Source organism: Exiguobacterium sp. s160 (assembly GCF_018617575.1).
Classification (GTDB): Bacteria; Bacillota; Bacilli; order Exiguobacteriales; family Exiguobacteriaceae; genus Exiguobacterium; species Exiguobacterium aestuarii_A.
The window spans coordinates 68,060-89,665 of the sequence record NZ_JACSKK010000009.1 but is presented as its reverse complement, the minus strand read 5'-3'; the positions used below and the strand labels follow the sequence as shown (position 1 = coordinate 89,665).

Annotated in this window: 27 protein-coding genes, 2 tRNA genes and 1 rRNA gene; 21 read left to right on the top strand and 9 right to left on the bottom strand. The window is 49.1% G+C overall.

Annotated features, from left to right (window positions below; all coding sequences use genetic code 11):
• The 4 genes from rrf to KNO86_RS13455 all read left to right on the top strand — a co-directional run.
• Window positions 1-87: ribosomal RNA gene (rrf, locus tag KNO86_RS13470) — 5S ribosomal RNA — on the top strand; the annotation flags it as partial.
• Window positions 88-189: 102 nt separating this feature from the next.
• The gene (locus KNO86_RS13465; RefSeq protein ID WP_214697102.1) at window positions 190-1,032 is read left to right on the top strand and encodes a GNAT family N-acetyltransferase; all 843 of its coding nucleotides are present in this window, start codon (window positions 190-192) and stop codon (window positions 1,030-1,032) included.
• Window positions 1,032-1,970, top strand: coding sequence for a coiled-coil domain-containing protein (locus KNO86_RS13460; RefSeq protein WP_214697100.1), 939 nt, complete (start codon window positions 1,032-1,034; stop codon window positions 1,968-1,970). Before KNO86_RS13465 ends, KNO86_RS13460 begins: the two co-directional genes overlap by 1 nt.
• Before the next feature lie 81 nt (window positions 1,971-2,051).
• Entirely contained in the window at window positions 2,052-2,243 is a 192-nt protein-coding gene (locus tag KNO86_RS13455) for a hypothetical protein (RefSeq protein ID WP_214697098.1), read from the top strand.
• Window positions 2,244-2,326: 83 nt separating this feature from the next.
• Here the strand turns inward: KNO86_RS13455 and KNO86_RS13450 are convergent, their stop codons facing one another.
• Window positions 2,327-2,704: an HIT family protein gene (locus tag KNO86_RS13450; protein WP_214697096.1), complete on the bottom strand. Its 378-nt coding sequence runs from the start codon at window positions 2,702-2,704 to the stop codon at window positions 2,327-2,329.
• 50 nt (window positions 2,705-2,754) lie between these two features.
• Between KNO86_RS13450 and KNO86_RS13445 the strand changes: the two genes are divergently transcribed.
• On the top strand, window positions 2,755-3,396 hold the full coding sequence (locus tag KNO86_RS13445) for a uridine kinase family protein (protein ID WP_214697094.1): 642 nt from the start codon (window positions 2,755-2,757) through the stop codon (window positions 3,394-3,396).
• Here KNO86_RS13445 and KNO86_RS13440 read toward each other — a convergent pair.
• Window positions 3,381-4,163 (bottom strand): sporulation protein, encoded by a 783-nt coding sequence (locus tag KNO86_RS13440; RefSeq protein ID WP_214697092.1) that lies wholly within the window; start codon window positions 4,161-4,163, stop codon window positions 3,381-3,383. The genes KNO86_RS13445 and KNO86_RS13440 overlap by 16 nt on opposite strands.
• A gap of 138 nt (window positions 4,164-4,301) precedes the next feature.
• On the opposite strand from KNO86_RS13440, the gene KNO86_RS13435 reads away from it, so the two are divergent.
• The 7 genes from KNO86_RS13435 (at window position 4,302) to KNO86_RS13405 (ending at window position 7,740) form a co-directional block, all read left to right on the top strand.
• A tRNA-Met gene (locus KNO86_RS13435) sits at window positions 4,302-4,378 on the top strand.
• Window positions 4,379-4,403: 25 nt separating this feature from the next.
• A tRNA-Met gene (locus tag KNO86_RS13430) sits at window positions 4,404-4,480 on the top strand.
• A gap of 103 nt (window positions 4,481-4,583) precedes the next feature.
• Window positions 4,584-5,033 (top strand): tRNA (adenosine(37)-N6)-threonylcarbamoyltransferase complex ATPase subunit type 1 TsaE, encoded by a 450-nt coding sequence (gene tsaE, locus KNO86_RS13425; RefSeq protein ID WP_214697091.1) that lies wholly within the window; start codon window positions 4,584-4,586, stop codon window positions 5,031-5,033.
• Window positions 5,030-5,686, top strand: coding sequence for a tRNA (adenosine(37)-N6)-threonylcarbamoyltransferase complex dimerization subunit type 1 TsaB (gene tsaB / locus KNO86_RS13420; protein WP_214697083.1), 657 nt, complete (start codon window positions 5,030-5,032; stop codon window positions 5,684-5,686). Before tsaE ends, tsaB begins: the two co-directional genes overlap by 4 nt.
• A complete protein-coding gene (rimI, locus tag KNO86_RS13415; RefSeq protein WP_214697075.1) occupies window positions 5,679-6,140 on the top strand; it encodes a ribosomal protein S18-alanine N-acetyltransferase in 462 nt (153 codons plus the stop codon). Before tsaB ends, rimI begins: the two co-directional genes overlap by 8 nt.
• A complete protein-coding gene (tsaD, locus tag KNO86_RS13410; RefSeq protein WP_214697073.1) occupies window positions 6,137-7,159 on the top strand; it encodes a tRNA (adenosine(37)-N6)-threonylcarbamoyltransferase complex transferase subunit TsaD in 1,023 nt (340 codons plus the stop codon). The genes rimI and tsaD overlap by 4 nt, the downstream gene beginning before the upstream one ends.
• Window positions 7,160-7,173: 14 nt before the next feature.
• Window positions 7,174-7,740, top strand: coding sequence for a hypothetical protein (locus tag KNO86_RS13405; protein WP_214697071.1), 567 nt, complete (start codon window positions 7,174-7,176; stop codon window positions 7,738-7,740).
• Between the two features lie 42 nt (window positions 7,741-7,782).
• Here KNO86_RS13405 and KNO86_RS13400 read toward each other — a convergent pair whose 3' ends face one another.
• Window positions 7,783-8,766 carry a zinc-binding dehydrogenase gene (locus KNO86_RS13400; protein ID WP_214697064.1) on the bottom strand — a complete coding sequence of 328 codons (984 nt, stop codon included), beginning with the start codon at window positions 8,764-8,766 and terminating at the stop codon, window positions 7,783-7,785.
• 113 nt (window positions 8,767-8,879) lie between these two features.
• On the opposite strand from KNO86_RS13400, the gene KNO86_RS13395 reads away from it, so the two are divergent.
• A complete protein-coding gene (locus KNO86_RS13395) occupies window positions 8,880-9,743 on the top strand; it encodes a LysR family transcriptional regulator (protein ID WP_214697062.1) in 864 nt (287 codons plus the stop codon).
• Window positions 9,744-9,775: 32 nt separating this feature from the next.
• Here the strand turns inward: KNO86_RS13395 and KNO86_RS13390 are convergent, their stop codons facing one another.
• The 4 genes from KNO86_RS13390 to KNO86_RS13375 form a co-directional block, all read right to left on the bottom strand.
• Complete coding sequence (locus KNO86_RS13390; protein WP_214697060.1) at window positions 9,776-10,066, bottom strand: putative quinol monooxygenase; 291 nt, start codon at window positions 10,064-10,066, stop codon at window positions 9,776-9,778.
• Window positions 10,067-10,152: 86 nt separating this feature from the next.
• Window positions 10,153-10,815, bottom strand: a complete 663-nt coding sequence (locus KNO86_RS13385) for a type 1 glutamine amidotransferase domain-containing protein (RefSeq protein WP_214697058.1) — start codon at window positions 10,813-10,815, stop codon at window positions 10,153-10,155.
• 155 nt (window positions 10,816-10,970) lie between these two features.
• On the bottom strand, window positions 10,971-11,378 hold the full coding sequence (locus tag KNO86_RS13380; RefSeq protein ID WP_214697056.1) for a hypothetical protein: 408 nt from the start codon (window positions 11,376-11,378) through the stop codon (window positions 10,971-10,973).
• Window positions 11,375-13,276 carry an ABC-F family ATP-binding cassette domain-containing protein gene (locus KNO86_RS13375; protein ID WP_214697054.1) on the bottom strand — a complete coding sequence of 634 codons (1,902 nt, stop codon included), beginning with the start codon at window positions 13,274-13,276 and terminating at the stop codon, window positions 11,375-11,377. The genes KNO86_RS13380 and KNO86_RS13375 overlap by 4 nt, the downstream gene beginning before the upstream one ends.
• Window positions 13,277-13,426: 150 nt before the next feature.
• Here KNO86_RS13375 and KNO86_RS13370 point away from each other — a divergent pair, with 150 nt between their 5' ends.
• The 5 genes from KNO86_RS13370 (at window position 13,427) to KNO86_RS13350 (ending at window position 17,366) form a co-directional block, all read left to right on the top strand.
• Window positions 13,427-14,083, top strand: coding sequence for a redox-sensing transcriptional repressor Rex (locus KNO86_RS13370; protein ID WP_015880579.1), 657 nt, complete (start codon window positions 13,427-13,429; stop codon window positions 14,081-14,083).
• The gene (gene tatA, locus KNO86_RS13365) at window positions 14,083-14,301 is read left to right on the top strand and encodes a twin-arginine translocase TatA/TatE family subunit (protein WP_034770678.1); all 219 of its coding nucleotides are present in this window, start codon (window positions 14,083-14,085) and stop codon (window positions 14,299-14,301) included. The genes KNO86_RS13370 and tatA overlap by 1 nt, the downstream gene beginning before the upstream one ends.
• A 3-nt stretch (window positions 14,302-14,304) precedes the next feature.
• Window positions 14,305-15,093, top strand: a complete 789-nt coding sequence (gene tatC, locus KNO86_RS13360) for a twin-arginine translocase subunit TatC (protein WP_214697052.1) — start codon at window positions 14,305-14,307, stop codon at window positions 15,091-15,093.
• A gap of 462 nt (window positions 15,094-15,555) precedes the next feature.
• The gene (locus KNO86_RS13355; RefSeq protein ID WP_214697050.1) at window positions 15,556-15,846 is read left to right on the top strand and encodes a hypothetical protein; all 291 of its coding nucleotides are present in this window, start codon (window positions 15,556-15,558) and stop codon (window positions 15,844-15,846) included.
• 173 nt (window positions 15,847-16,019) lie between these two features.
• Complete coding sequence (locus KNO86_RS13350; RefSeq protein WP_214697048.1) at window positions 16,020-17,366, top strand: FAD-dependent oxidoreductase; 1,347 nt, start codon at window positions 16,020-16,022, stop codon at window positions 17,364-17,366.
• Window positions 17,367-17,402: 36 nt separating this feature from the next.
• Here KNO86_RS13350 and KNO86_RS13345 read toward each other — a convergent pair whose 3' ends face one another.
• Window positions 17,403-17,585 (bottom strand): PspC domain-containing protein, encoded by a 183-nt coding sequence (locus KNO86_RS13345; RefSeq protein ID WP_214697046.1) that lies wholly within the window; start codon window positions 17,583-17,585, stop codon window positions 17,403-17,405.
• Window positions 17,586-17,669: 84 nt separating this feature from the next.
• Window positions 17,670-18,602 (bottom strand): ABC transporter substrate-binding protein, encoded by a 933-nt coding sequence (locus KNO86_RS13340; RefSeq protein ID WP_214697045.1) that lies wholly within the window; start codon window positions 18,600-18,602, stop codon window positions 17,670-17,672.
• Window positions 18,603-18,724: 122 nt separating this feature from the next.
• Between KNO86_RS13340 and KNO86_RS13335 the strand changes: the two genes are divergently transcribed.
• Genes KNO86_RS13335 through KNO86_RS13325 form a run of 3 tightly spaced genes read left to right on the top strand, consistent with a single transcriptional unit; the run spans window position 18,725 to window position 21,551 of the window.
• Window positions 18,725-19,705: a FecCD family ABC transporter permease gene (locus KNO86_RS13335; protein WP_214697044.1), complete on the top strand. Its 981-nt coding sequence runs from the start codon at window positions 18,725-18,727 to the stop codon at window positions 19,703-19,705.
• On the top strand, window positions 19,702-20,748 hold the full coding sequence (locus KNO86_RS13330; protein WP_214697043.1) for a FecCD family ABC transporter permease: 1,047 nt from the start codon (window positions 19,702-19,704) through the stop codon (window positions 20,746-20,748). Before KNO86_RS13335 ends, KNO86_RS13330 begins: the two co-directional genes overlap by 4 nt.
• Window positions 20,745-21,551: an ABC transporter ATP-binding protein gene (locus KNO86_RS13325; protein WP_214697042.1), complete on the top strand. Its 807-nt coding sequence runs from the start codon at window positions 20,745-20,747 to the stop codon at window positions 21,549-21,551. Before KNO86_RS13330 ends, KNO86_RS13325 begins: the two co-directional genes overlap by 4 nt.
• Window positions 21,552-21,606: the final 55 nt, after the last annotated feature.

Here is a 21,606-nt window from a genome sequence, read left to right as displayed (position 1 = left end):
GTTCCCATGCCGAACACGGAAGTTAAGCGTCTCAGCGCCGAAAGTAGTTGGGGGATCTCCCCCTGTGAGGATAGGACGTTGCCAGGCAACAACAGAGAGGACGACCGAGCATATGCTCGGTCGTTTTTTTATTTCATTGAAACTTAATCCCTTCTTTTTCGTACTAAGTATGAGAAAGAGGGGATTGTTTTGTATATTCGTTTAGCCACTTTAAAGGATATTTCGAGGATTACAGAAGTTTCAACTGCAAGCTTTCGACAAGAGGCAGACACCTTGCAGTTACCAGTAAGAGATTTGAATGTCGAGCCTCCTGGATACGACAATGAACCAATGACACACTATTTGATCGAAGAGTTGACAACCTATGTGACGGAGCAAGACGGTAAACTTGTAGGTGGCATTGTGCTTACATTGACAGGGGAAGACTATGCACGAATCGATCGTGTTTTTGTACATCCTGATGTTCAAGGGCAAGGAATCGGCAAGGCATTGATTCATTACGTGGAAGCTGAGTATCCACATGTACGAATTTGGGAGCTAGAAACATCAACTCATCAAAAGAGAAATATTCGCTTTTATAAACAGTTAGGATTCCAAGTCGTGTATGAGTCGGATGATGAAGTATGTTTTGTCAAACGAACAAAAGCAAAACCGAGTACACATTGCTTTGAAGAACGGTCATGTGAAGGATGGCAGGCGTACGGGGTAAACGCGAGTCATTTGGCAGTGACGAACAGTAACATTTCTTTATTTGATGCGAGTAACTGTAATTTCAGTCAAAGTCGTTTTCGGAACATTAATTTCCGCGACAGTAAGTTCAGTGACTTGAATTTGTCAGGTTCACAATTCAATTTTGTAACGATGCAAGAGAATGAACGTACTATTCAAATGCATCATTCGAATCTGAGAGGTGCTACATTTAATCAATGTGACCTGACGAATGCGACGTTAACAGGATGTGACATCAAAGGTATGAAGATAAATGGTATTTCAATTGACACCTTGATCAGTACAAAGAGAGGAGAAATGTAATGGAAAACCTTGAACAACTCCAATTAGACCTACAACAACGTATCGCCGAACGCGATCGACTTGTTCGCAAACAAAAGACACTTGAAAAACAATTAAAGGAACATGAAGCGGTACGGAAAGAATTGTTGAATACATTTACGAAAGAACAGCGTGATGTTTACGATCTTGAAAATTTTTCGCTCGTCAATACGTGGCGGAAGTTACGAGGCACGTTTGATGAGCAACGCATAAAGGAAGTAGAAGAAGCTGCTCGTGCCGAACTGAAATTGCGCGAACACGAGAAGATGATTGATGAATTGACGCTCGAGCATCGAGATTTACAAGAACAGCTCGAGAGATATGAAAGCATCGATACGGAGTGGGAGACTTTCCTCGAAACAAAAGAAGCTCACCTCACAAAAGATCCAGTTGTTCGCCGAGACCTACATGATCTCACCAATCAACAAGCTAAGACGAATGAACTTCTCATCGAATATCGAGAAGCCATTGTTGCGGGTAAAGCAGCACGAGCAACGATTACGAGGACGCTAAAGCACTTAGACAGCGCCAAAGGTTGGTCGACATATGATACGTTCTTCGGGGGAGGTTTGTTTGCGACGGCAATGAAACATGATGCGCTAGATGCTTCCGAGCAAACGATGCATGAATTACAATCTGCATTAGAACGTTTCTCCCGTGAATTAGCAGATGTCCAAGAAATTGTTCAAGAATTGCATGTCGATCGAGGTTCACTCATTCAGTTCGCAGATTACTTTTTAGATGATATTTTTTCAGAATGGACGATGCATGGGCGAATCAATGATTCATTAGATCAAGTGAACGGACTGGATAAGGAAATCAGTCAGCTGATTGCTCGTATGACGATACAAGTGGAACAGTTAGAACAGAAACTTGAAGAGACTGAAGAAAAAAGAAGACAGCTCATCCTAACGCGATGAGCTGTCTGTCGTAAGAGAACAAACTGAAGAGGTTCATGATGTAGCAGATTCGTTTTCTTACTTGAAAGGAGAAACGCACGGATGAATAAATCAATCGCATTTCTCATTAGAGGAATGGGAATCACAGGTGCCTTACTCGTATTATCGATTCCTTTTTTCTTTAACCCTCCTATATCGACCACACTTAAAGTGGTCAGTCTTGGATTATTGATGATTTTCATCATTTTCGCTGCATCAACCATCAGACTTCGGAAACGGATGGAAGATGAATGACGCGTTCTATCGTTACAGGTGATCCAAAGTAGGCGCGAGCGTTTGATTCACCTACATGAGGTCAGCTAATTCGGAGTGCTCGTTCATTCCGGTCGTTTTAGCCAATGCCGTAGTCCTTTCCCTGCGTGAGGACCTGCCTCATAACGCGGAATGACGTGCAGATGGGCATGAGGAACAGTTTGGTTTGATGCCGTGCCGACGTTCCAACCGAGCGTGTATCCATCAGGTTGAAACGTTTGATCAAGATGTTCCTTCGCCTGATGAAGTAATTCGTATGTATGTTGCCACTCTAAAGGCGTTAAGTCGAATGTCGTCGCGCGGTGTGCTTTCGGGACAATCACACCCGAGCCAACGAGGACATCTTGCTCGTGGTCATGCATAAGAAAGTAACAAGAGTCATTCTCGGCAATAATAGTTTGATGTGGATCTAGTGTCGGGTGACAAAATGGACAAGTAGACATGAGATAGGTGCACTTCCTTTCTATATTAAGTGTACCAAAGGGGGAGAATCATGGAACGACTCATCAATGAAATCGTGCAAAATGTGCAAACAGGAAAACGAACGCTGATTGCGATTTCCGGACATGGGGCAGCAGGAAAATCGACGTTGGCCGAAACATTACGGGAACAACTCGGTGATATAAACCTGCTTCACACAGATCCATACATCATCGATTCACAGTTACGGAAACAAACGATCCTCACATATCAACACGATGGAAAAACCCATCATTATAAGATGACGGCGTGTCATCCGGCTGCGCATCATCTGCTGTCACTCGAGCGTGACGTTCTTATGATTCGAGAGGGAATCGGCTTTTACACCATCGATGTCTCATATTTAGAACGTACGTGGATTGACCCGAAAAAAATGATTACGATTATTGAGGGCATGAGTGTCGCATTTTTGGATCTCTCTTCTTTTGACCAGTCGATTTATCTTTATACGGACGGAGAGACAGAATTTAGACGCAGAGCGAATCGTGATATCCAGGAACGAGGAATGGAAATGGATTACTTACGCGCTTCGCATGACGAGCGACGTCTTCAATATGAGTTGTTCATGCATCCGTATCGACATCACTTCCAAACCATCGTCAATATGAGTGGGAATATGATTCAAATTGAAAAAACCGCTCACGAGGAGCGGTGACTGCGTAGCGTATCTTGAATACCGAGACCGAGCTGTTCTTGCTCACGTTCGAGTTGTTCCCATGTGAGGGAGCGGTGGCGCAATTCGACGTCAGTCGCCATCGACTCGAGCGTTCGCTGTGTTTCGATGTTGTCGAGCCAGTAGTAGAGGTCAATCCCGTCTTCATGCAGACGCCAAAATGATTTGACGACCTCAAACTCATCGGCCCACTCACCGACCGGTTTGAACCCATACTTTTCGACGAACGGATAAGGACGCTCTTCTCCGAGCGGGTCAATCACGTTCCGAACAAACATCGGTTCAAGTCCAGCATGAGCCGTTGCGTCGAGCAATCGTTTCAGTTCAGGTATTGGTTCGATTTCAATATGTTCAATCACGTCAAACCAGACACGTTTCATGTCCTTGTCCCATAACGTCGCTTCCACGCTGTATGGGGCTCCAGCAGACGAAGGGGCATACATCGTCAATTCGAATGAGAACGGAACGTCTTCCTTCGCACCAGGTTCTAGTACGACAGTGAGTGGAATCGGAATTTCTTGAATGTCGGCTTCTCGATTGAATTCATTTCCTTCCATAGTGATGTCTTTAAATGTCGTCAAAAAGTTGAGTGTCAGTTCTTGTAACCGGACGACAGTCGTCGTCGGGTTGGATACGTGCAGGGTCCCGGTCACTACCTGCTTCGGAATGAGTGATGTCGGGTCAAACGTGATGTCGGCTTCGATCTCCGAAAAGAACCATTTCTTGAATCGGTTTCCCCATTTGGACATGGCGGTCGCGCCCCTTTTCTCTAAATTCTATGCTGTTATACCTGTTCCCGATTCTATTTTTCAAAAAACATTGAGAAAAAGGTTGCTTTTTATAACTGTCTCACTTATTATAGAGGATGTCGAAACAATTCAAACCATCGCGGGGTGGAGCAGTCTGGTAGCTCGTCGGGCTCATAACCCGAAGGTCGTCGGTTCAAATCCGGCCCCCGCAACCAATTTTTATTTAATTTCATATGTCGTCGCGGGGTGGAGCAGTCTGGTAGCTCGTCGGGCTCATAACCCGAAGGTCGTTGGTTCAAATCCAGCCCCCGCAACCAATTTTTAAATGAGATAGCGAAACGATAGCGTTTCGTGTTTTTTTTTGCTTAAAATGAAGTGTACAATGAGTACGTATGAGAAGTGATAAAAGGAGAACCATTCATGTATACATTGATTACGCATTCTGCGGTGGAAACGCAGGCAGTGGCAGAACGTTTGGCTACGCTCGTCGAAGCAGGAACGGTCATCACGTTAAACGGTGACCTTGGTGCCGGCAAGACGACGTTCACACAAGGGTTCGCAAAAGGACTCGGTGTCACACGGAACGTCAACAGTCCGACATTCACCATTATGAAACAATACAAAGGGCGCTTGCCGCTCTATCATATGGATGTCTATCGACTCGAGGATACGGGGGATGACATCGGTCTTGAGGAATATATCAACGGTGACGGTGTGGCCATCGTAGAGTGGTCGAACTTGATCGAGTCTTCTCTTCCGGAAGAACGCTTGGCGATTACGATTGAACGAGTCAGTGATGAAGAACGAAAATTGACACTCGCTCCAACGGGTGAGCGTTACGTTCAAATCGCCAAGGAGGTGCTCGCATGAAGCAATTGATGATTGATACCGCGACGACACGTTTATCTGTCGCATTAAGTGAGGCTGGAGAAATTCAAGCCGAAGCGACGGTCATGGTCTCGAAAAACCATGCGGTCACACTCATGCCGATGATTGAACAACTCATGGCAGCTGTGAAATGGACTCCGAATATGCTCGAACGCATCGTTGTCACGACAGGTCCTGGGTCGTACACGGGAATTCGGATCGGGGTGACGACAGCGAAGACACTTGCTTATACGTTGAACATCCCACTAATCGGCGTGTCCGCCCTTCAACTCATGGCAGCAGCCCCGAATACGGACTTGCCCGTCGTCTCGTTGATTGACGCGCGACGCGGCAACGCCTATATCGGATATTATCAACAGAACAAGGCACTGACACACGATCAACATGCGTCTGTCGCCGACTGGCTACGACTGAATATCCAAGGACGTTTCCTCGTCGTTGGAGATGTTGAACCGTTCCGTGACGTGTTGAGTGAATATGAGTATGTCGAAGCGCCGGCTGCACATCGTTACGGCCGCGCGAGTGATTTGGTCGTCTTTAGCGATGAGACGAGCGATGTCCATGCGTTTGAGCCAGAGTATTTGCGACTCGCTGAAGCGGAAGCGAAATGGTTAGAGGGTCAAAACAATGGCTGACGTTAAAATTCGTCGAATGACGTGGCTCGATGTCGAAGAAGTGACGAAAGTCGAAGAAGCGTCGTTCTCCATTCCGTGGACAAAAGAGGCGTTTATGAACGAGATGCTTCGAAATGAACAGGCAATTTATTTTGTCGCGGTCCATGACAAACAGGTCGTCGGTTTTGTCGGAGTATGGCAAATCGTCGACGAAGGACATATCACGAACATTGCTGTCTTACCTGAATTTCGTGGGCAAGGGATCGGTAATCAACTGTTAGCGGAACTTGTCGCGTTTGCCAAGTCAAAGGGGCTTGTCGGATTGACGTTAGAAGTCCGCGTGTCGAATGTCGGGGCGCAAAAACTATATGAACAGTTTGGGTTTATGCAAGCCGGACGAAGAAGACGCTACTATCAGGATAATAATGAAGACGCCTATATTTATTGGGCGAAGTTAGGAAGTGACTCAGAATGAACACATCACTGATTCTCTCAATCGAGTCGAGCTGTGACGAGACGTCTGTTGCGCTCGTCAAAGACGGGAAGACGCTATTGTCGAACGTCGTCTCTTCTCAAATTGAGAGCCATAAACGATTTGGTGGCGTCGTCCCTGAAGTGGCGTCTCGTCATCACGTGGAGCGCATCACGTATGTCATTGACGATGCGTTGAGCGAAGCAGGCGTGACGATGGAAGATGTCGATGCGGTCGCGGTCACACAAGGACCGGGTCTCGTCGGTGCCCTTCTCGTCGGCATCAGTGCGGCCAAAGCATTGGCGTTCGCCCATCAAAAACCGCTCATTGGCGTCCATCATATCGCGGGACATATTTACGCGAACGAACTCGTCGAAGAGATGGAGTTCCCACTCGTCTGTCTCGTTGTCTCAGGTGGACACACGGAGCTCGTCTATATGCCAGAACACGGTGTCTTTGAAGTCATTGGTGAGACACGTGATGACGCGGCGGGTGAAGCGTATGATAAAGTCGCACGCACGCTCAGCCTCCCATATCCGGGTGGTCCGGCAATTGACCGCTTGGCAGCGGTTGGGGAAGATACGTACAACTTCCCACGCGTTCGCCTTGAACCGGGTAGCTTCGACTTCAGTTTTAGTGGATTGAAATCATCGGTCATCAACGCTGTACACAATGCAGAGCAACGCGGGGAGACGGTCATTCCTGAAAACTTGGCAGCGAGTTTTCAAGCAAGTGTTGTCGAAGTGCTTGTTGAGAAAGCGATTCGCGCTGTGAAAGAAAAAGGAGCGAAGCAATTGCTCGTTGCCGGTGGTGTCGCGGCAAACCGTGGACTCCGAGCCGCGCTTCAAGAAGCCACTGCTGCTGAAGGAATTCAACTTGTCATTCCACCACTCGATCTTTGTGGAGACAATGCCGGCATGATTGGGGTCGCGGCACATCACGCGTATGTGCGCGGGAAGCGCGATACACTAGCGATGAATGCGGTTCCTGGGTTATCCTTAGAAGAGAGCATGACAGTCTAGGGGGAAATAGAGACATGACAAAACGCATCATCATTGGAGGACTCATCGTACTACTCGTCGTCGCGACGTTTTTACAAGTACGAGAAATCATCCGCGCTTACAATATCGCCTATCAAGAGGAAATTGTGCCAGAAGAGACACGAGTGAAGTCGTTGACTGGAGAAGAGTCATTAAAGGGTATTGGTCGTGTGACCGGAGAGAATACGCTCATCGAGTCATTGTATGGTTACACAAGTGTCATCGACCAAGAACCAGAGCGTGTGATCGTCGTTGATCGCAATCTCGGTGTTCAGCCAAAAGCGAGCGATGCTTACTATGAAATTGAGCGGGGTCGCGAGGCAACAGAAGAAGAGGCTGCGAAGTTTGATGATTTGATCGATGAGCTCGACGAACAGCAACTGTTCGCACAAGTCATCTCGACACACGAGGCACGCTATGTGACGAATGACGAAAAACCGATGACATTCTATAAAGTGTTCACACGTGACGTCGATACGAACGAGGCGGTCTTCTTTATCGCCGAGGACGGGACGAAGCTCGATTTCCATACGGTGGGATTCCAACCGTTACGATACTTCTAATAAAAAGAGAGGCCAGCGTATTAAACACGCTGACCTCTTTTTTCATGCCTTCAAATTGGCAACGATCTTCCCGACGACATGTCGGTCCGAGAGTTCGACCAACTTCTTCGGGATATCCGCAAATGGAATTGTCTCTTGAATCATCGGTTGAATCTCACCCGCTGCAAGCAGTTCGAGCATGTGCGTACCGATGCGGACGATGTTTGCTTCGCTCACACGGTCTTGTTGATGATGAATCGCATTAAGTGCGACCTCATGGTAGGAGATGACACGTGTGAACGGTTTGATGACACTCATGTCAGGGGCTCCTGCGATATGGGCGATGTGTCCGTTGTAGGCGATGACTTGGAGGGAAGCGGTCGCCGTCTCCCGACCGACGGGATCGATGACAGCATTGACACCGTGACCGCTCGTCAGTTCCATCACCCTTTGTTGCCAGTCTTCTGTATTGTAGTCAATCGCCTCGTCGGCTCCGAGCTGTTTGACCCAGTCATGGTTACGCGCTGAAGCGGTCGTGATGACACGTTTTCCAAGATACTTCGCCAGCTGAATGGCAAAGCCACCGACACCACCGGCACCCGCGTGAATGAGGATTGTATCGATTGCATTCATCGGAAGTTTTTCAAAAATGGCTTGGTACGCTGTGAATCCAGCTGTCGGTAAAGCGACCGAATCAGCGAACGAGATCGATTCTGGAATCGGGACGACCATGTGCGCTTTGGCACGTGTGAACTCGGCGAAGCCACCCCATTCATTCCAGTTGCTGTGGTAGAGGACACGGTCACCGATCTGTACGTTCGTCACGTCATCCGCGACAGCGGCAATCGTACCCGCGACATCGAGCCCGAGGACGTGAGGGTATGACCATTCGGGTTTGCCGTTAGTCGCCGTTTTATAGTCGACGGGGTTGAGCCCTGCATATTCTCCCTCAATCAATACCTCACCGGAACGAAGCGTCGGTGTATCGACCTCCTCGATTTGCATCGTCTGCCATGTGTTCGGTTCATGTAGTAATAAAGCTTTCATCTAACATCCACTCCTTATAAATTTATTTATCGATTGATGATTTAAACGTTATTTGTCTTATGATTTACTGCCTTTTATACTGAAGGTAACGAATACAAAAGGAGTTTACACAGATGATTGATTTTGAATGGTATCGCAGTTTTATCCACGTGTACCAGCAACGTTCCGTGTCGGCAGCGGCGCGTGTTCGCTTTTTGACCCAACCGGCTGTCAGCCAACATATCGCCGCACTCGAAGCAGAACTCGAAACGTCCCTCTTCACACGGGCACCACGTCAGATGATTCCGACGGATGCGGGGAAGGAACTATACACGCAAGTGGTCGGCTTGATCGACCGTCTTGAAGAACTATCGCTTGAGATGAAATATGTCTCAGGGGAGCAACCACGTCCCGTCCTCAAGTTCGGTGGACCGACCGAGTTCGTCACACATGAGATTATACCCGCTTTGCCGCTTGATGCTGCACAGTACATCGCAGATTTTGGAATGACAGCAGATTTAATCAAACGCTTAGCGGACGGGGAGCTCGACTTTGTCATCGCGACGAAGCGAATGGAGGAGCCAGGGATTCAATACGTCCCGATTGCCGACGAATCGTTTTTGTTAGTGGCACCGAACGATTGGGAAATCCCAACCGATGAGTTAAAAGATTGGATGGATCGTCAGCCGTGGATCAGTTATGGATTGGAGCTTCCCATCATCCGTCGTTACTATCAGACGCAGTTCGGGGAACGCCCAGACATCCGTCCGGAGATGATCTTACCAAACGTCGACGCGATTCTTGCGGCAATCGAATCGAAGTGTGGGATTAGTATCTTACCGAACTATTTGATTCGACACGCACTCGAGCGAGGAAGCGTTCAAATCGTAGCACCGGAGCGTTTTGCAACGAACGTCATTTATCTCGCGCATCGGACCGAGTCGAAGCATGACCCCGTCATCAACCAAGTCATCCAAGCGCTACAGGATGCAAAATGAAGTAGGACCCATGAGGGCCCTACTTTTTTCGATTAATGTACATTAAGGTCTTCTAAAAATTGGACATCGCGACTAGCGAGAAGTGCCTCTGCTTCTTTGCGATACGTTTGATAGTGGGGTGAGGCGATATGCGCATCGAATGCCTCCTTGTCGGCCCACTTTTCGTAAAAGACGAATGCGTCCGGGTTGCCTTCGAAACGGTGTAACGTATAGAAGACACAACCTGCCTCCGCGCGTGATGGGGTGACGACTTGACGTAAGTGTGTCTCGAGCGCGGGCCCGAGACCAGGCTTCGCTTGAATCTGAGCTAAGATGGTAATCATCTTCATTCCTCCTCATCTATAAAACCCGCCTGTTCTCAAACAGGCGGGTCGTTCTCTTTCATCGATTGGCAACGAGAAAGAATTGATTAGTTTAACGTGTTGATGACGGCTTTTGCGACAGCAACGGTCGATTGTGGATTTTGGCCTGTTACCAAGTTTCCATCGACTTGAACGTTTTCTGTGAAGTTGTCTGCGAGCACGATGTTCGCACCGAGTTCACGAAGACGCGTTTCAAGTAGGAACGGCATGTAGATATCAAGACCTGTCGCACGTTCTTCTTCATCCGTGAACGTCGCAATCGTTTTACCGTTCACGAGTGGTGTGCCGTCAGACAATGTCGCACCGACAAGACCAGCGGGACCGTGGCAGACGGCAGCAACCGTTTTACCTGCTTCAAATAGTGAACGAATCGCAACATTCAACGCTTCGCTTTGTGGAAGGTCGAACATCGTTCCGTGACCACCTGGCATGAAGATGGCATCAAATTGATTGAAGTTGGTGATTGTCTTCAAATCGATTGTATCTTCGAGAAGGGGAGCCGTCGCTTGAATGTCAGCCGGTACTTCTCCTTCTAAACTGCGTGCGTCGATTGGAGATTGACCACCGTTCGGGCTAGCGACCGTGATGTCATATCCTTGTTGTTTGAACTCGACGTATGCCTCGCCAAACTCGGACAACCAAAGTCCAGTCGTGTGACCGTCCTTCATTTCTTTTGCGTTCGTCACGACCATTAATACATGTTTACTCATCTGTCATTCCTCCTAAGAAATAATCCGTTGTTTCGGTACGTGACTAGAATAACGCGCGCTCTAACGAAAAACAAATTAAGAAAAAACACCTTATCTATAAATAAATTTATACATAAATGAAAAAGCCGTCCCCTTCAAAAAAGAGGACGGACTGTTCAGGCTTTCGGTTGTCGATAATTCTCTCGGTGCCACGTATTGACGCGGCTCACGATGAACACAAGGAGGGCGAGGATCCACATGAAGAGCGTCTCTTCATAGAAGTGGGCCCACACGGATCCCGGCGCATAGAACGTATGAACGGTCACATCGACCGGCCAGACGACGATACGGATGAAGAGTGTACTCATGAGCAGGCCACTGAAAAGGCTGAGTAGAATCCCTGGCCACGTCTGAATGATGAAGCCGATCACGACCGGTAAAAAGTAAAAAAGAATAGAAGGGACGATCGTCGGCTCCCCGCGGATGAGTTCAGATACGAACTCGGTCCCGGTTGGTACGATATAGGCCAGTCCCGTGAGAAACGCTTGAATGAACTCGATTCGCATGGCACGTGTACGCATCATGTATGGAGTTCCTCCCATTCCGCATAAAGTGCGGTGATGGATTCTTTCGCTGCGTCCGATTCGGTCGACAACTCCTGAGCACGGGCGAAGTCGTTGAAGACGTCCGGCTCACAAAGCAACTGTTCAATCTCGTCGAGGCGATTTTCATGTTGCTCGATTGCCAGCTCAATCTCTTCGATGCGCTGTTTGATGCGGCGCTCTTCCCGTTGTTGTTCCTTATCGGCACGCTGTTTTTTCACGACGACCTGCTTCGTCTCTTCACGGGCGAGTCGCGCGAGTTCTTCGAGTTCTTCTTTCTTCTCGACGTAGTACGAATAGTCACCGAGATACTCGTCGATGCCGTTCGGCGTGATTTCTAACACACGCGTCGCGAGACGGTCGATGAAGTAGCGGTCGTGCGAGACGAAGAGAATCGTACCTGGATAGTCGAGAAGGGCGTTCTCTAAGATCATCTTCGAGTCGAGGTCCAAGTGGTTCGTCGGCTCGTCCAGGATGAGGAGGTTCGGTTGCTCGAGCTTCAGCTTGGCCAACGTGAGTCGTGCGCGTTCGCCACCTGATAATTCATGGACACGCTTCATGACGTCATCGCCGCTGAAGAGGAACTGTCCGAGAAGACTCCGCACTTCTTGCTCGCGCATAAGTGGCCAGTCGTTCCAAATCTCGTCGATGACACGGTTCGCGTCCGACAAGTTCTGCTGCTCCTGATCGTAGTAGCCAATCTCGACGCCGGTCCCGTAGCGGATATCACCGGTAAGAGCGGCTTGTTGTTTCGTCAACACTTTGAGGAGGGTCGACTTCCCGACCCCGTTCGGACCGACGAGAGCGACGGATTCCCCGCGCTGTAGCTGGAAACGGAGATTTTGGGCAATCGGTTCTTCATACCCGATGGCGAGGTCACTCGCGCTCAATACATCGTTCCCGCTCTGTCGTTTGATGGAGAACGAGAGGACAGCACTGCGTTCGTCACCGTCCGGAGCATCGAGACGGTCGACTTTCTCCAGACGCTTCCGTACGCTTTGCGCCCGTTTCGTCGTCGTCGCTCGGGCGATGTTTCGCTGAATGAAGTCCTGCATTTTGGCAATCTCTTCTTGCTGCGACTCAAACTGCTTCTTCTCTTGTTCGTAGAGAGCGGCCTTCTGTTCGAGATACTTCGTGTAGTTCCCGACGAAGCGGCGGCTCCGATGACGCGATAACTCATAGACGACCGAGACGACGCGGTCGAGGAAGTAGCGGTCGTGGGAGACGATGAGGACGGCACCTTTATAGCCGCTCAAGTACTTCTCAAGCCAGGCGAGCGTCTCGATGTCCAAATGGTTCGTCGGCTCGTCCAAGATGAGCAGGTCAGGACTTTGAAGGAGCATCTTCGCCAAGGCGAGACGCGTCCGTTGTCCACCAGAGAGCGTGTCGATCCGACGCTCGAAGTCGTCCGGATAGAAGCGCATCCCGTGAAGGACCGAGCGGATCGTCGCTTCATACTGGTAACCGCCGCGCTCTTTAAACGTGTGCTGCTCTTCATCGTAAGAGGAGAGGAGACGTTCGTAAGCCGCAGCGTCATTTAGGATTCGTTTGGAGCCCATGTCAGCTTCCATGCGACGGAGCGTCTTCTCTTGCTCAATCAAGTCCGTGAAAACGGTGAGCATCTCGTTCCAGATCGTCTCGTCGGATTCGAGCCCTGAGTCTTGGGCGAGATAGCCGATGGTGACGTCTTTTGGCTTCATGATGTCCCCGGAGTCATAGTTGTATTCCCCGGCGATGACTTTCAAAAGCGTTGACTTCCCAGCCCCGTTTCGGCCGACGAGGGCGACGCGTTCGCCTTCTTGGATTTCGAGTTTGACGTTTTCTAAAATCGGCTCGACGCCGAAGGATTTGGATAAGTTATTGACTTGCAGTAGGATCAAGTGAAAAAACCCCTTTCTCTCTATTTAGTATACTGTATTTTTCAGCGATTTTAGGTATATTCGTTGAGTGGTCATGTGAATTCGTTTACAATCAAGGTGTATGAAATTCAGATTCGTTTGTAACGTGTCGTAAAAAGGAGGCTCTTTCCGTTGAGTCAAAACGAACCAAAGATTCCACAAGCGACAGCCAAACGGTTGCCACTATACTATCGATTTATTCAAAGCCTGCACGCGTCAGGTAAACAACGTGTCTCTTCAGCAGAACTGAGTGAGGCGGTCAAGGTCGATTCGGCTACGATTCGCCGTGATTTCTCGTACTTCGGTGCGCTCGGTAAAAAGGGATATGGCTATAACGTGCAGTATCTGTTAGACTTTTTCCGAAAGACACTGAATCAGGACGAGATTACGAATGTCGCCTTGGTCGGGGTCGGTCACCTTGGGACGGCATTCGTCAACTATAACTTCCTTAAAAACAATAACACACATATCGTCGTCGGGTTCGACGCAGACGAGACAAAAGTCGGCACGACGATGTCAGGCGTCCCAATTCATCACGTCGATGAGATGGAACAGATTATGAAGCAAAACAAGATTGACGTCGCCATTTTGACGGTACCTTCTGCCTATGCGCAGTCCGTCGCAGACGACTTGGTCCGTTTCGGCATCAAGGGCATCTTGAACTTCACACCGGCACGACTCACCGTACCGGACACGGTTCGCGTCCATCACATCGATTTGTCGATTGAGCTGCAGTCACTCATTTACTTTATGCAACACTATCCAACCGCTGAGGGGGTCCATCAATAATGGAATTACTAGCATCATCACTCGTCGTCGGGATTCCGGGTGGGGCGAGTCTATTCATCATCGCCATCATCGCGCTCATCATCTTCGGACCGAAGAAATTACCGGAGTTTGGTCGCGCGGCCGGACAAACGCTTCGTGAGTTCAAAAATGCAACGAACGGCATGATGAACGAGCACGACGAGAACGACAAGAAAGCTATCGAAAAGAAAGAGCAGTAAGCCATGAATCATCAACCTGATCAAGAGCGGGAACTCACCGATCACTTGACAGAGCTGCGGAGACGACTGATGCTATCTGCATTTGTCGTCTTTGCCTTCTTTTTGATGGCTTTGCCGAGTGTCAAATATGTACTCGCGTACTTGCAAGAAGATCTCGTCGAACGCGGGCTCGAACTGAACGCCTTTGGGGTCGCGGACCCGCTCATGATTTACTTGAACTTGGCGCTCATCATCGGCCTGATTGCGGCGAGCCCATTCCTACTGTATCAAGTGTGGGCGTTTGTCGCACCCGGTCTGCATCCGAATGAACGAAAAGGTACCCTTGCTTATATCCCAATCATCTTCGGATTGTTCTTGCTCGGCCTTGCGTTCGCCTACTACTGGTTATTCCCGCTCGTCCTCGATATCTCGACGGACCTCGGGCAAGACCTCGGACTCGAACAAATCATCGGGGCGAACAATTACTTCACGTTCTTGTTGCAACTGACGATTCCGTTCGGTCTATTGTTCCAATTGCCAGTCGTGACGATGTTCTTGACCCGAATTGGTGTCGTGACACCATACTTCTTATCGAAGATTCGTAAGTATGCGTACTTCGCGCTATTCGTAGTCGCGGCATTCATCACACCACCGGATTTGACGTCGCACCTTATGGTGTCATTGCCACTCTTCTTCCTATATGAAATCAGTTTATCGATTTCACGCGTCGCCTACAAAGGGGTGTTGCGCCGGGAGAAAGAAGCGATGGTGCAAGAACAGATGGATTTAATGAAACAGATGAATGAGAAATAAGCATCGTTCCGTAAATGGGACGATGCTTTTTTTGTCGTTTCAAGCTGATGTCATGCGATATGAGTAATTGAGATAATTTTCCATTTTATGTGTTACAATAAAATGAGTCGCACAGTGAAGAGGGAGACACGATGATTCGAGAGTACAATGGAGAAGTCCTTGTATTGCTAGGCGCTATGACAACCATCCTACTGTTTTTCTTATTTTTCTCTATAAAATCTCGATTACGACGTCAATCCATCGTCTCGTCGTTGCTACTCGTAACTGGCTATATCTTATTTCTTGTCGGAATGAAAATTGTACGTGGTTGGGATGCACTCGGTTGGCTTGCACTAGGGCTGATCTTGTACCTACTTGGTATGATTCTTCACGTTGGCATTGTCATTTATCAGAAGCTGAAAATAAGACGTTAGGGACAGTTTTGAAAGCGTCTTTCCAATCAAGTTATGGAGGTAAATAAGGATGAATGACATCATCATTTTGCTCATACTGCTGTTTGGACTCACACTGGGAGTCATCATTTCAACGTATCAAATAATCCGAACGAAGAAACAAAGGCCTTTTCCATTCATCTTAAATACAGGATTGGCCGTAAGTGGCTATATGCTACTAATTGGTAGTCTGACGTTTGGGTACGGCTGGGGAGCATTGTGGTGGGCGGTCGTCGGGCTCGCTATGAACGTCTTCAGTTTGATCGTACATCTATTTGTAATAAGCTATCATCTATTGAAAAAGCGACGAGTCCGGTCATGAGAATGTGCGGATTTTTTCCTGTTCAAAATTTAGACACTTTTACGTGAAATAGTGAGCATAGTCATTGAACCTTACATTGTGAAATAGTACACTAAGGTCAAGGAATAAATGTGATATTTATCACAATATAAAAATGAAACGTACTGTCTAACATAAAAGGAGAGACGACTCATATGAAAATCGCAGTCATCGGATGTACACACGCAGGAACAGCAGCAGTCAAAGGATTACTCGCCAAGCACGACAATCTCGACATCACCGTTTACGAGCGTAACGACAACGTCAGCTTCCTCTCGTGTGGGATTGCGCTCCACGTCGGTGGGGTCGTCCAACGTGCAGAAGAATTATTCTACTCCTCTCCACGTGAGCTTGAAGAGCTCGGAGCAACCATGCGCATGAAACATGATGTCTTGTCGATTGACGCCGAAGCGAAGACGGTCCACGCCAAAAATCTCGAGACGGGGGAAGACGTGCATGACACGTACGACCGCTTGATCGTTACGACGGGTTCATGGCCAATCGTCCCAACGCTTCCGGGGATCGAGATGAACGGAATCGAGCTCTGTAAAAACTATGCACACGCACAACGCATCATCGAGCGTGCGACAGATGCGACGAAGATTGCCGTCATCGGGGCGGGTTATATCGGAGTCGAACTCGTCGAGGCGTTCGAAGCATACGGTAAACATGTTACGTTCATCGATAGTGCCGACCGCATCTTGAACAAATATCTCGATAAGTCGTTCACGGATCCATTAGAAGCAGACATGACAAGTCGCGGGATCGACCTCGAACTCGGTCAGACGGTCGAAGCATTCCGTGGTACAGAAGGAAACGTCACACATGTCGTGACAGACAAAGGCGAATTCGAGGCGGACCTCGTCATCTTGTGCGTCGGATTCCGTCCGAACACAGGACTCCTCGAAGGGCAGGTCGATATGCTCGGAAATGGTGCAATTATCGTCGACGAATACATGCGCACGAGCAACCCAGACATCTTTGCGGCAGGGGACAGCTGTGCCGTCTACTACAATCCGGCACGCACACATGCCTACATCCCGCTTGCAACGAACGCTGTCCGTATGGGGACACTTGTCGCGGAAAACATGATGCAACCACGTGTCCGCTATCAAGGGACGCAAGGAACGTCAGGACTTCGACTCTATGACTGGAACATTGCGTCGTCTGGTTTGACAGAAGAAGCGGCAGCTCTATTCGGACTCGACGTAGAAAGTGTCGTCATTGAGGATGCGTATCGTCCTGAGTTCATGCCGACCGCCGAGAAAGTCGAATTTAAACTCGTTTATGAGACTGGATCGCATCGGATTGTCGGTGGACAAGTGTTATCAAAAGCGGATTTGACACAAGCGGTCAACACGCTCTCCCTTGCTATCCAAAACGAGATGACGGTAGAAGAACTCGCATACGTCGACTTCTTCTTCCAACCGCACTACAACAAACCATGGCACTTCTTGAACAGCGGAGCGCTTGAAGCGATGAAAGATAAAGTAAATGCCTAACAAAAAACGCGGAAGCTTAACAGCTTTCGCGTTTTCTTATAGATAGCGTGGCGCATCTTTCATGAAATTCGTCAAAATCATGTAAAGAAGGAAACTCCCAGGGAGGATCAAAAAGATGAGTCGAACTCCGATTGAAGAAATACCAAAGTATTCAGCAATCCCACCGCATACTCCAGACAGAGAGCGGTCCGTCGCGGACTTACGAAGTGTACGTTGCATTGCAAAGCTCCTTTTGAGTGGATATGTAAATTTTACCATATGTATGTATGAAAAAGCGCACCAATGCAATTGGCGCGCTACTGATTATTTCAACATGTCGACGAGTTCATCAAGCACTTGGTTGGCAGAAAGGACGCCACCCGATGTGTTCCAGATGTCATCACTGACCTCTGTTACTTCGCCTGCTTTGACGGCATCGAGGTCTTTCCATAACTGGTTCGACTGCCATTCTTCGGCTGTTTTTGATCCGTCTGCTCCACCATAGGTGAAGTAGACAATATGATCGCCAGCCATCTCTGGGATGCGTTCCATCGTGATTTCTTCAGCGAACTCGGTACGATCTTGCGAAGCTGGGCGTTTTACTCCGATATCTCCTAAAATGACACCCGAGAAGCTATCCGTGAAGTAAATGCGTGACGCACCAGGAAGGAAGCGGACGACCGAAAGTTCTTTGTTCACAGCGTCTCCGAGTTCAGACTTTGTGTCTTCGACATGCTGATCGTAAGCTGCCAACACTTCGTCCCCTTCTTCTTCAAGGTTGAGTGCGTTCGCATAAAGGGCGAAGTTTTCTTGCCAATCGCCTTTCAGTGTTTCTGACATGACTGTTGGCGCGATGGCGTTCAATTTGTCGTAGATGTTCTCTTGACGAAGTTTTGTTCCGATGATGAGATCTGGCTTAAGTTTCGCGATAGCCTCTAAGTTGACTTCACTTTCTGTCCCGACTTCCGTTACATCTGTCATTTCAGACTCGATGTGTGGGTACCACGGGTCACCGTTCCAAGATTTGACGGCCCCGACCGGTTTGATGTCAAGGGCGAGAAGGGCCTCTGTCCCTTCGTTCGTCAAGACGACGACACGTTCCGGATTTTCAGGCACATCCGCCGTTCCCATTGCGTGTTCGATTGAGCGAGTTGCCGTCTCTGAACTTGTACCGTTCTCTGTATCCTCTGACCCGCCGCAAGCAGCGAGTACGATGGTTAAGCAAAGCGTCAGTAACGCAAGCATCCACTTTTTCATTTAAAATTCTCCTCTATGTAAGTGATTTTCCTACCTGACTATAAATGATAATGATTCTCACTGTCAACCCCTTTTTATGGAACGCAATATTTGCTATGGTAGGAAAGGAAAGAAGTGAGGACATGAAAAAACCTTGGATCAAATTACTTTTCTTGATCATTTGCTTACCAATTTTAAGTTATGTCAGCTTACGTGTCGGTGTCATCGTAGTCAGTCATGAAGATGTGATGACATTTCAAGCGAATGGTTCATCACAGGCGATGATTGCATTAGCAGACAATCGCATCCCACGTACAATCGTGGCGTTACTCGTTGGCAGTGTGCTCGGTCTCGCCGGTCTCATCTTTCAACTCGTGACGCGTAACCCGCTCGCATCTCCCGATATTTTGGCTGTGAACGCAGGTGCGAGCCTGGCCATCGTGCTCGTGACCCTTTTTGGGTTTAGCAGTATCGCTTCATTCACGACAGCTTCGCTCATCGGAGCGTTTATCGCCGGTGTGATTGTGTATCTGCTAAGTGCGAATGGTGGGAACGTCATGTATATGACACTTGCGGGTGCATCGCTCGCTGCTCTATTCAGCTCATTCACTCAGTCGATTATCGCTTATGAGGAAGGAGCGCTCGATGAGGTACTGTTCTGGTTGACCGGGTCGGTCGCTGGACGTTCGCTCAGTCTTGTCGAGGTCTTATTGCCATGGATGATGGGGGCGGTCGTGCTCGTCCTGCTTCTCAGTAAAGAGCTTGAGACGTTATCGCTCGGAGATCAGGTCGCACGTTCGCTCGGACAAAATGTCGGTGTCATCAAGTTTCTCGCGGTGACACTAGCTGTCGTGCTCTCCGCATTCGGGGTGGCGCTCGCAGGACCGATTGCATTTGTCGGCCTGCTCGCTCCCCATTTGGCGAAATATGTGTTCGGAACGGCCTTTTTCGCTCGTCTCGCAGGCAGTGCCCTGATCGGAAGCGTCCTGTTGCTTGCGGCCGATATTTTAGGACGAGTCATCCTGTTCCCACGTGAAGTGACGGTGGGCGTCGTGCTCGCGGTCGTCGGTGGGGCATTCTTCATCTATCTCGTCAGTGTCAGACAAGGAGTCTTTAAATCATGAAAACATATCGCTTTCGAAAAGGTCCCGTCTCGTTCACGCTCCGAAAGCGTGAAATCGAGTTGACCCTCCTACTGATCACAGGGTTACTCCTGTCAATCTATTTCGGGCTCGCAATCGGCGACACGTTCCTAAGCCCGGCTTCGCTCGCTGCTTTGTTCGTCGGAGCGGGGGATGCGTTCGAACAGCTCGTCGTCTTCGAGTTTCGGATGCCACGCGTGTTGATGGCCATGACTGCCGGTGCGAGTCTCGCCGTCAGTGGCCATTTGTTACAACTGACGATTAAAAATGAATTGGCCTCCCCAGAGATTTTCGGGATTGTCGGTGGCGCCGGAGTTGCGACAGCCACGTTTTTCACCGTCTTCACGGATGAGCGAACGAACCAACTGTCGGTCCCGCTCGCTTATATCCCGATTGCCTCGTTTCTAGGGGCAATCATTGTCGGCATGTTCCTCTTTTATTTATTAAAACGTGGAGTTCCACCCGTCCGTCTTGCCCTCGTCGGGATTGGAATCAGCATCTTCTCGCAAGGGATTGTTCAGTTCATGATGCTCGCCTCGAACGTCTATCGGAAGAACGATATCCAACAATGGCTTACCGGTACTGTGTACGCCGCGACGTGGAATCAATTGAAGATCATGGTGCCGTTCGTGCTCCTCTTTTTATTGGCGGCCTTTTTGATTGAACGTCACGTGCGCCCGCTCCATATCAGTGAGGCGACGGCGACGAGCATCGGCGTTCCGGTACGCGGGATTCAGCGTGGAACGCTATTGCTATCGTGTCTACTCGCCGGGATTGGTGTCGCCTTCGTCGGCGCGATCGGGTTTGTCGGATTGATGGCACCTCATATCGCCCGTCAAGGATTGAAGCTCCCTTACGTCTGGGCGACGCTTCTTGTTGGGTCAACAATCGTGGTGTTGGCGGACGTACTCGCCCGGACTATTTTTTATCCGTACGAGCTACGGACCGGGGTGATGACGGCTGTCATCGGAGCACCGTATTTCTTCTATTTACTTCGACGGATGATGAAAGGAAGCATGAGATGAACACATTTGATTTGAAACAAGTGACCATCGGATATGAACAGAAGACGGTGCTCGATCATTTATCGTTCTCCATTCCCCATGGAAAAATCACCGTTCTTCTCGGGGCGAACGGATGTGGGAAGTCAACGCTCCTCTCGACGCTCGCGCGCCAACGGGATGCATTAAGCGGAGAGATTGCATTTCGGGAAAAACCGCTTGATTCGTATCACGCGAAAGAGGCGGCTCGACTTATGGCATTCATGCCGCAAGTGAACGTGGCACCGGATGGATTGACCGTCGAACAACTCGTCCGATTCGGTCGTTATCCGTATCAGACGTTTTTCAAACGATACTCGGAAGACGATGAACGTGCGGTTGAGCGGGCACTCGCCTTCACGGATACGGTGTCGCTCCGTGACACGCTCGTCAGCAATCTTTCCGGTGGACAAAAGCAACGGGTGTGGATTGCGTTGGCACTTGCCCAAGAGTCGGAGACGATTTTGCTCGATGAACCGACAACATACTTGGATATGTCGCATCAAATCGAGATTTTGGATTTGATGTATCGCTTGAACCGATTGGAAGGAAAGACGATCATCATGGTACTTCATGACCTCCATCTCGCTTGTCGCTATGCCGATCATGTCATCGCACTAGCAGGTGGTAACGTGTATCGAGAAGGCAGTCCGAACGATGTCGTCGACGAGACGTTCATGAAAGACGTATTCGGTCTCAAGGTCGTCGTGACCGAAGACCCGCTATATGGGACACCGCTCTGTGTACCGTATTCGCACTACGAGTTGAATGAAAAACGACCGACCTGAACCTAGTCTATGGACTAGGTTTTTTTACGGAAAAGCAGGGAAAAGAGATAGGGTA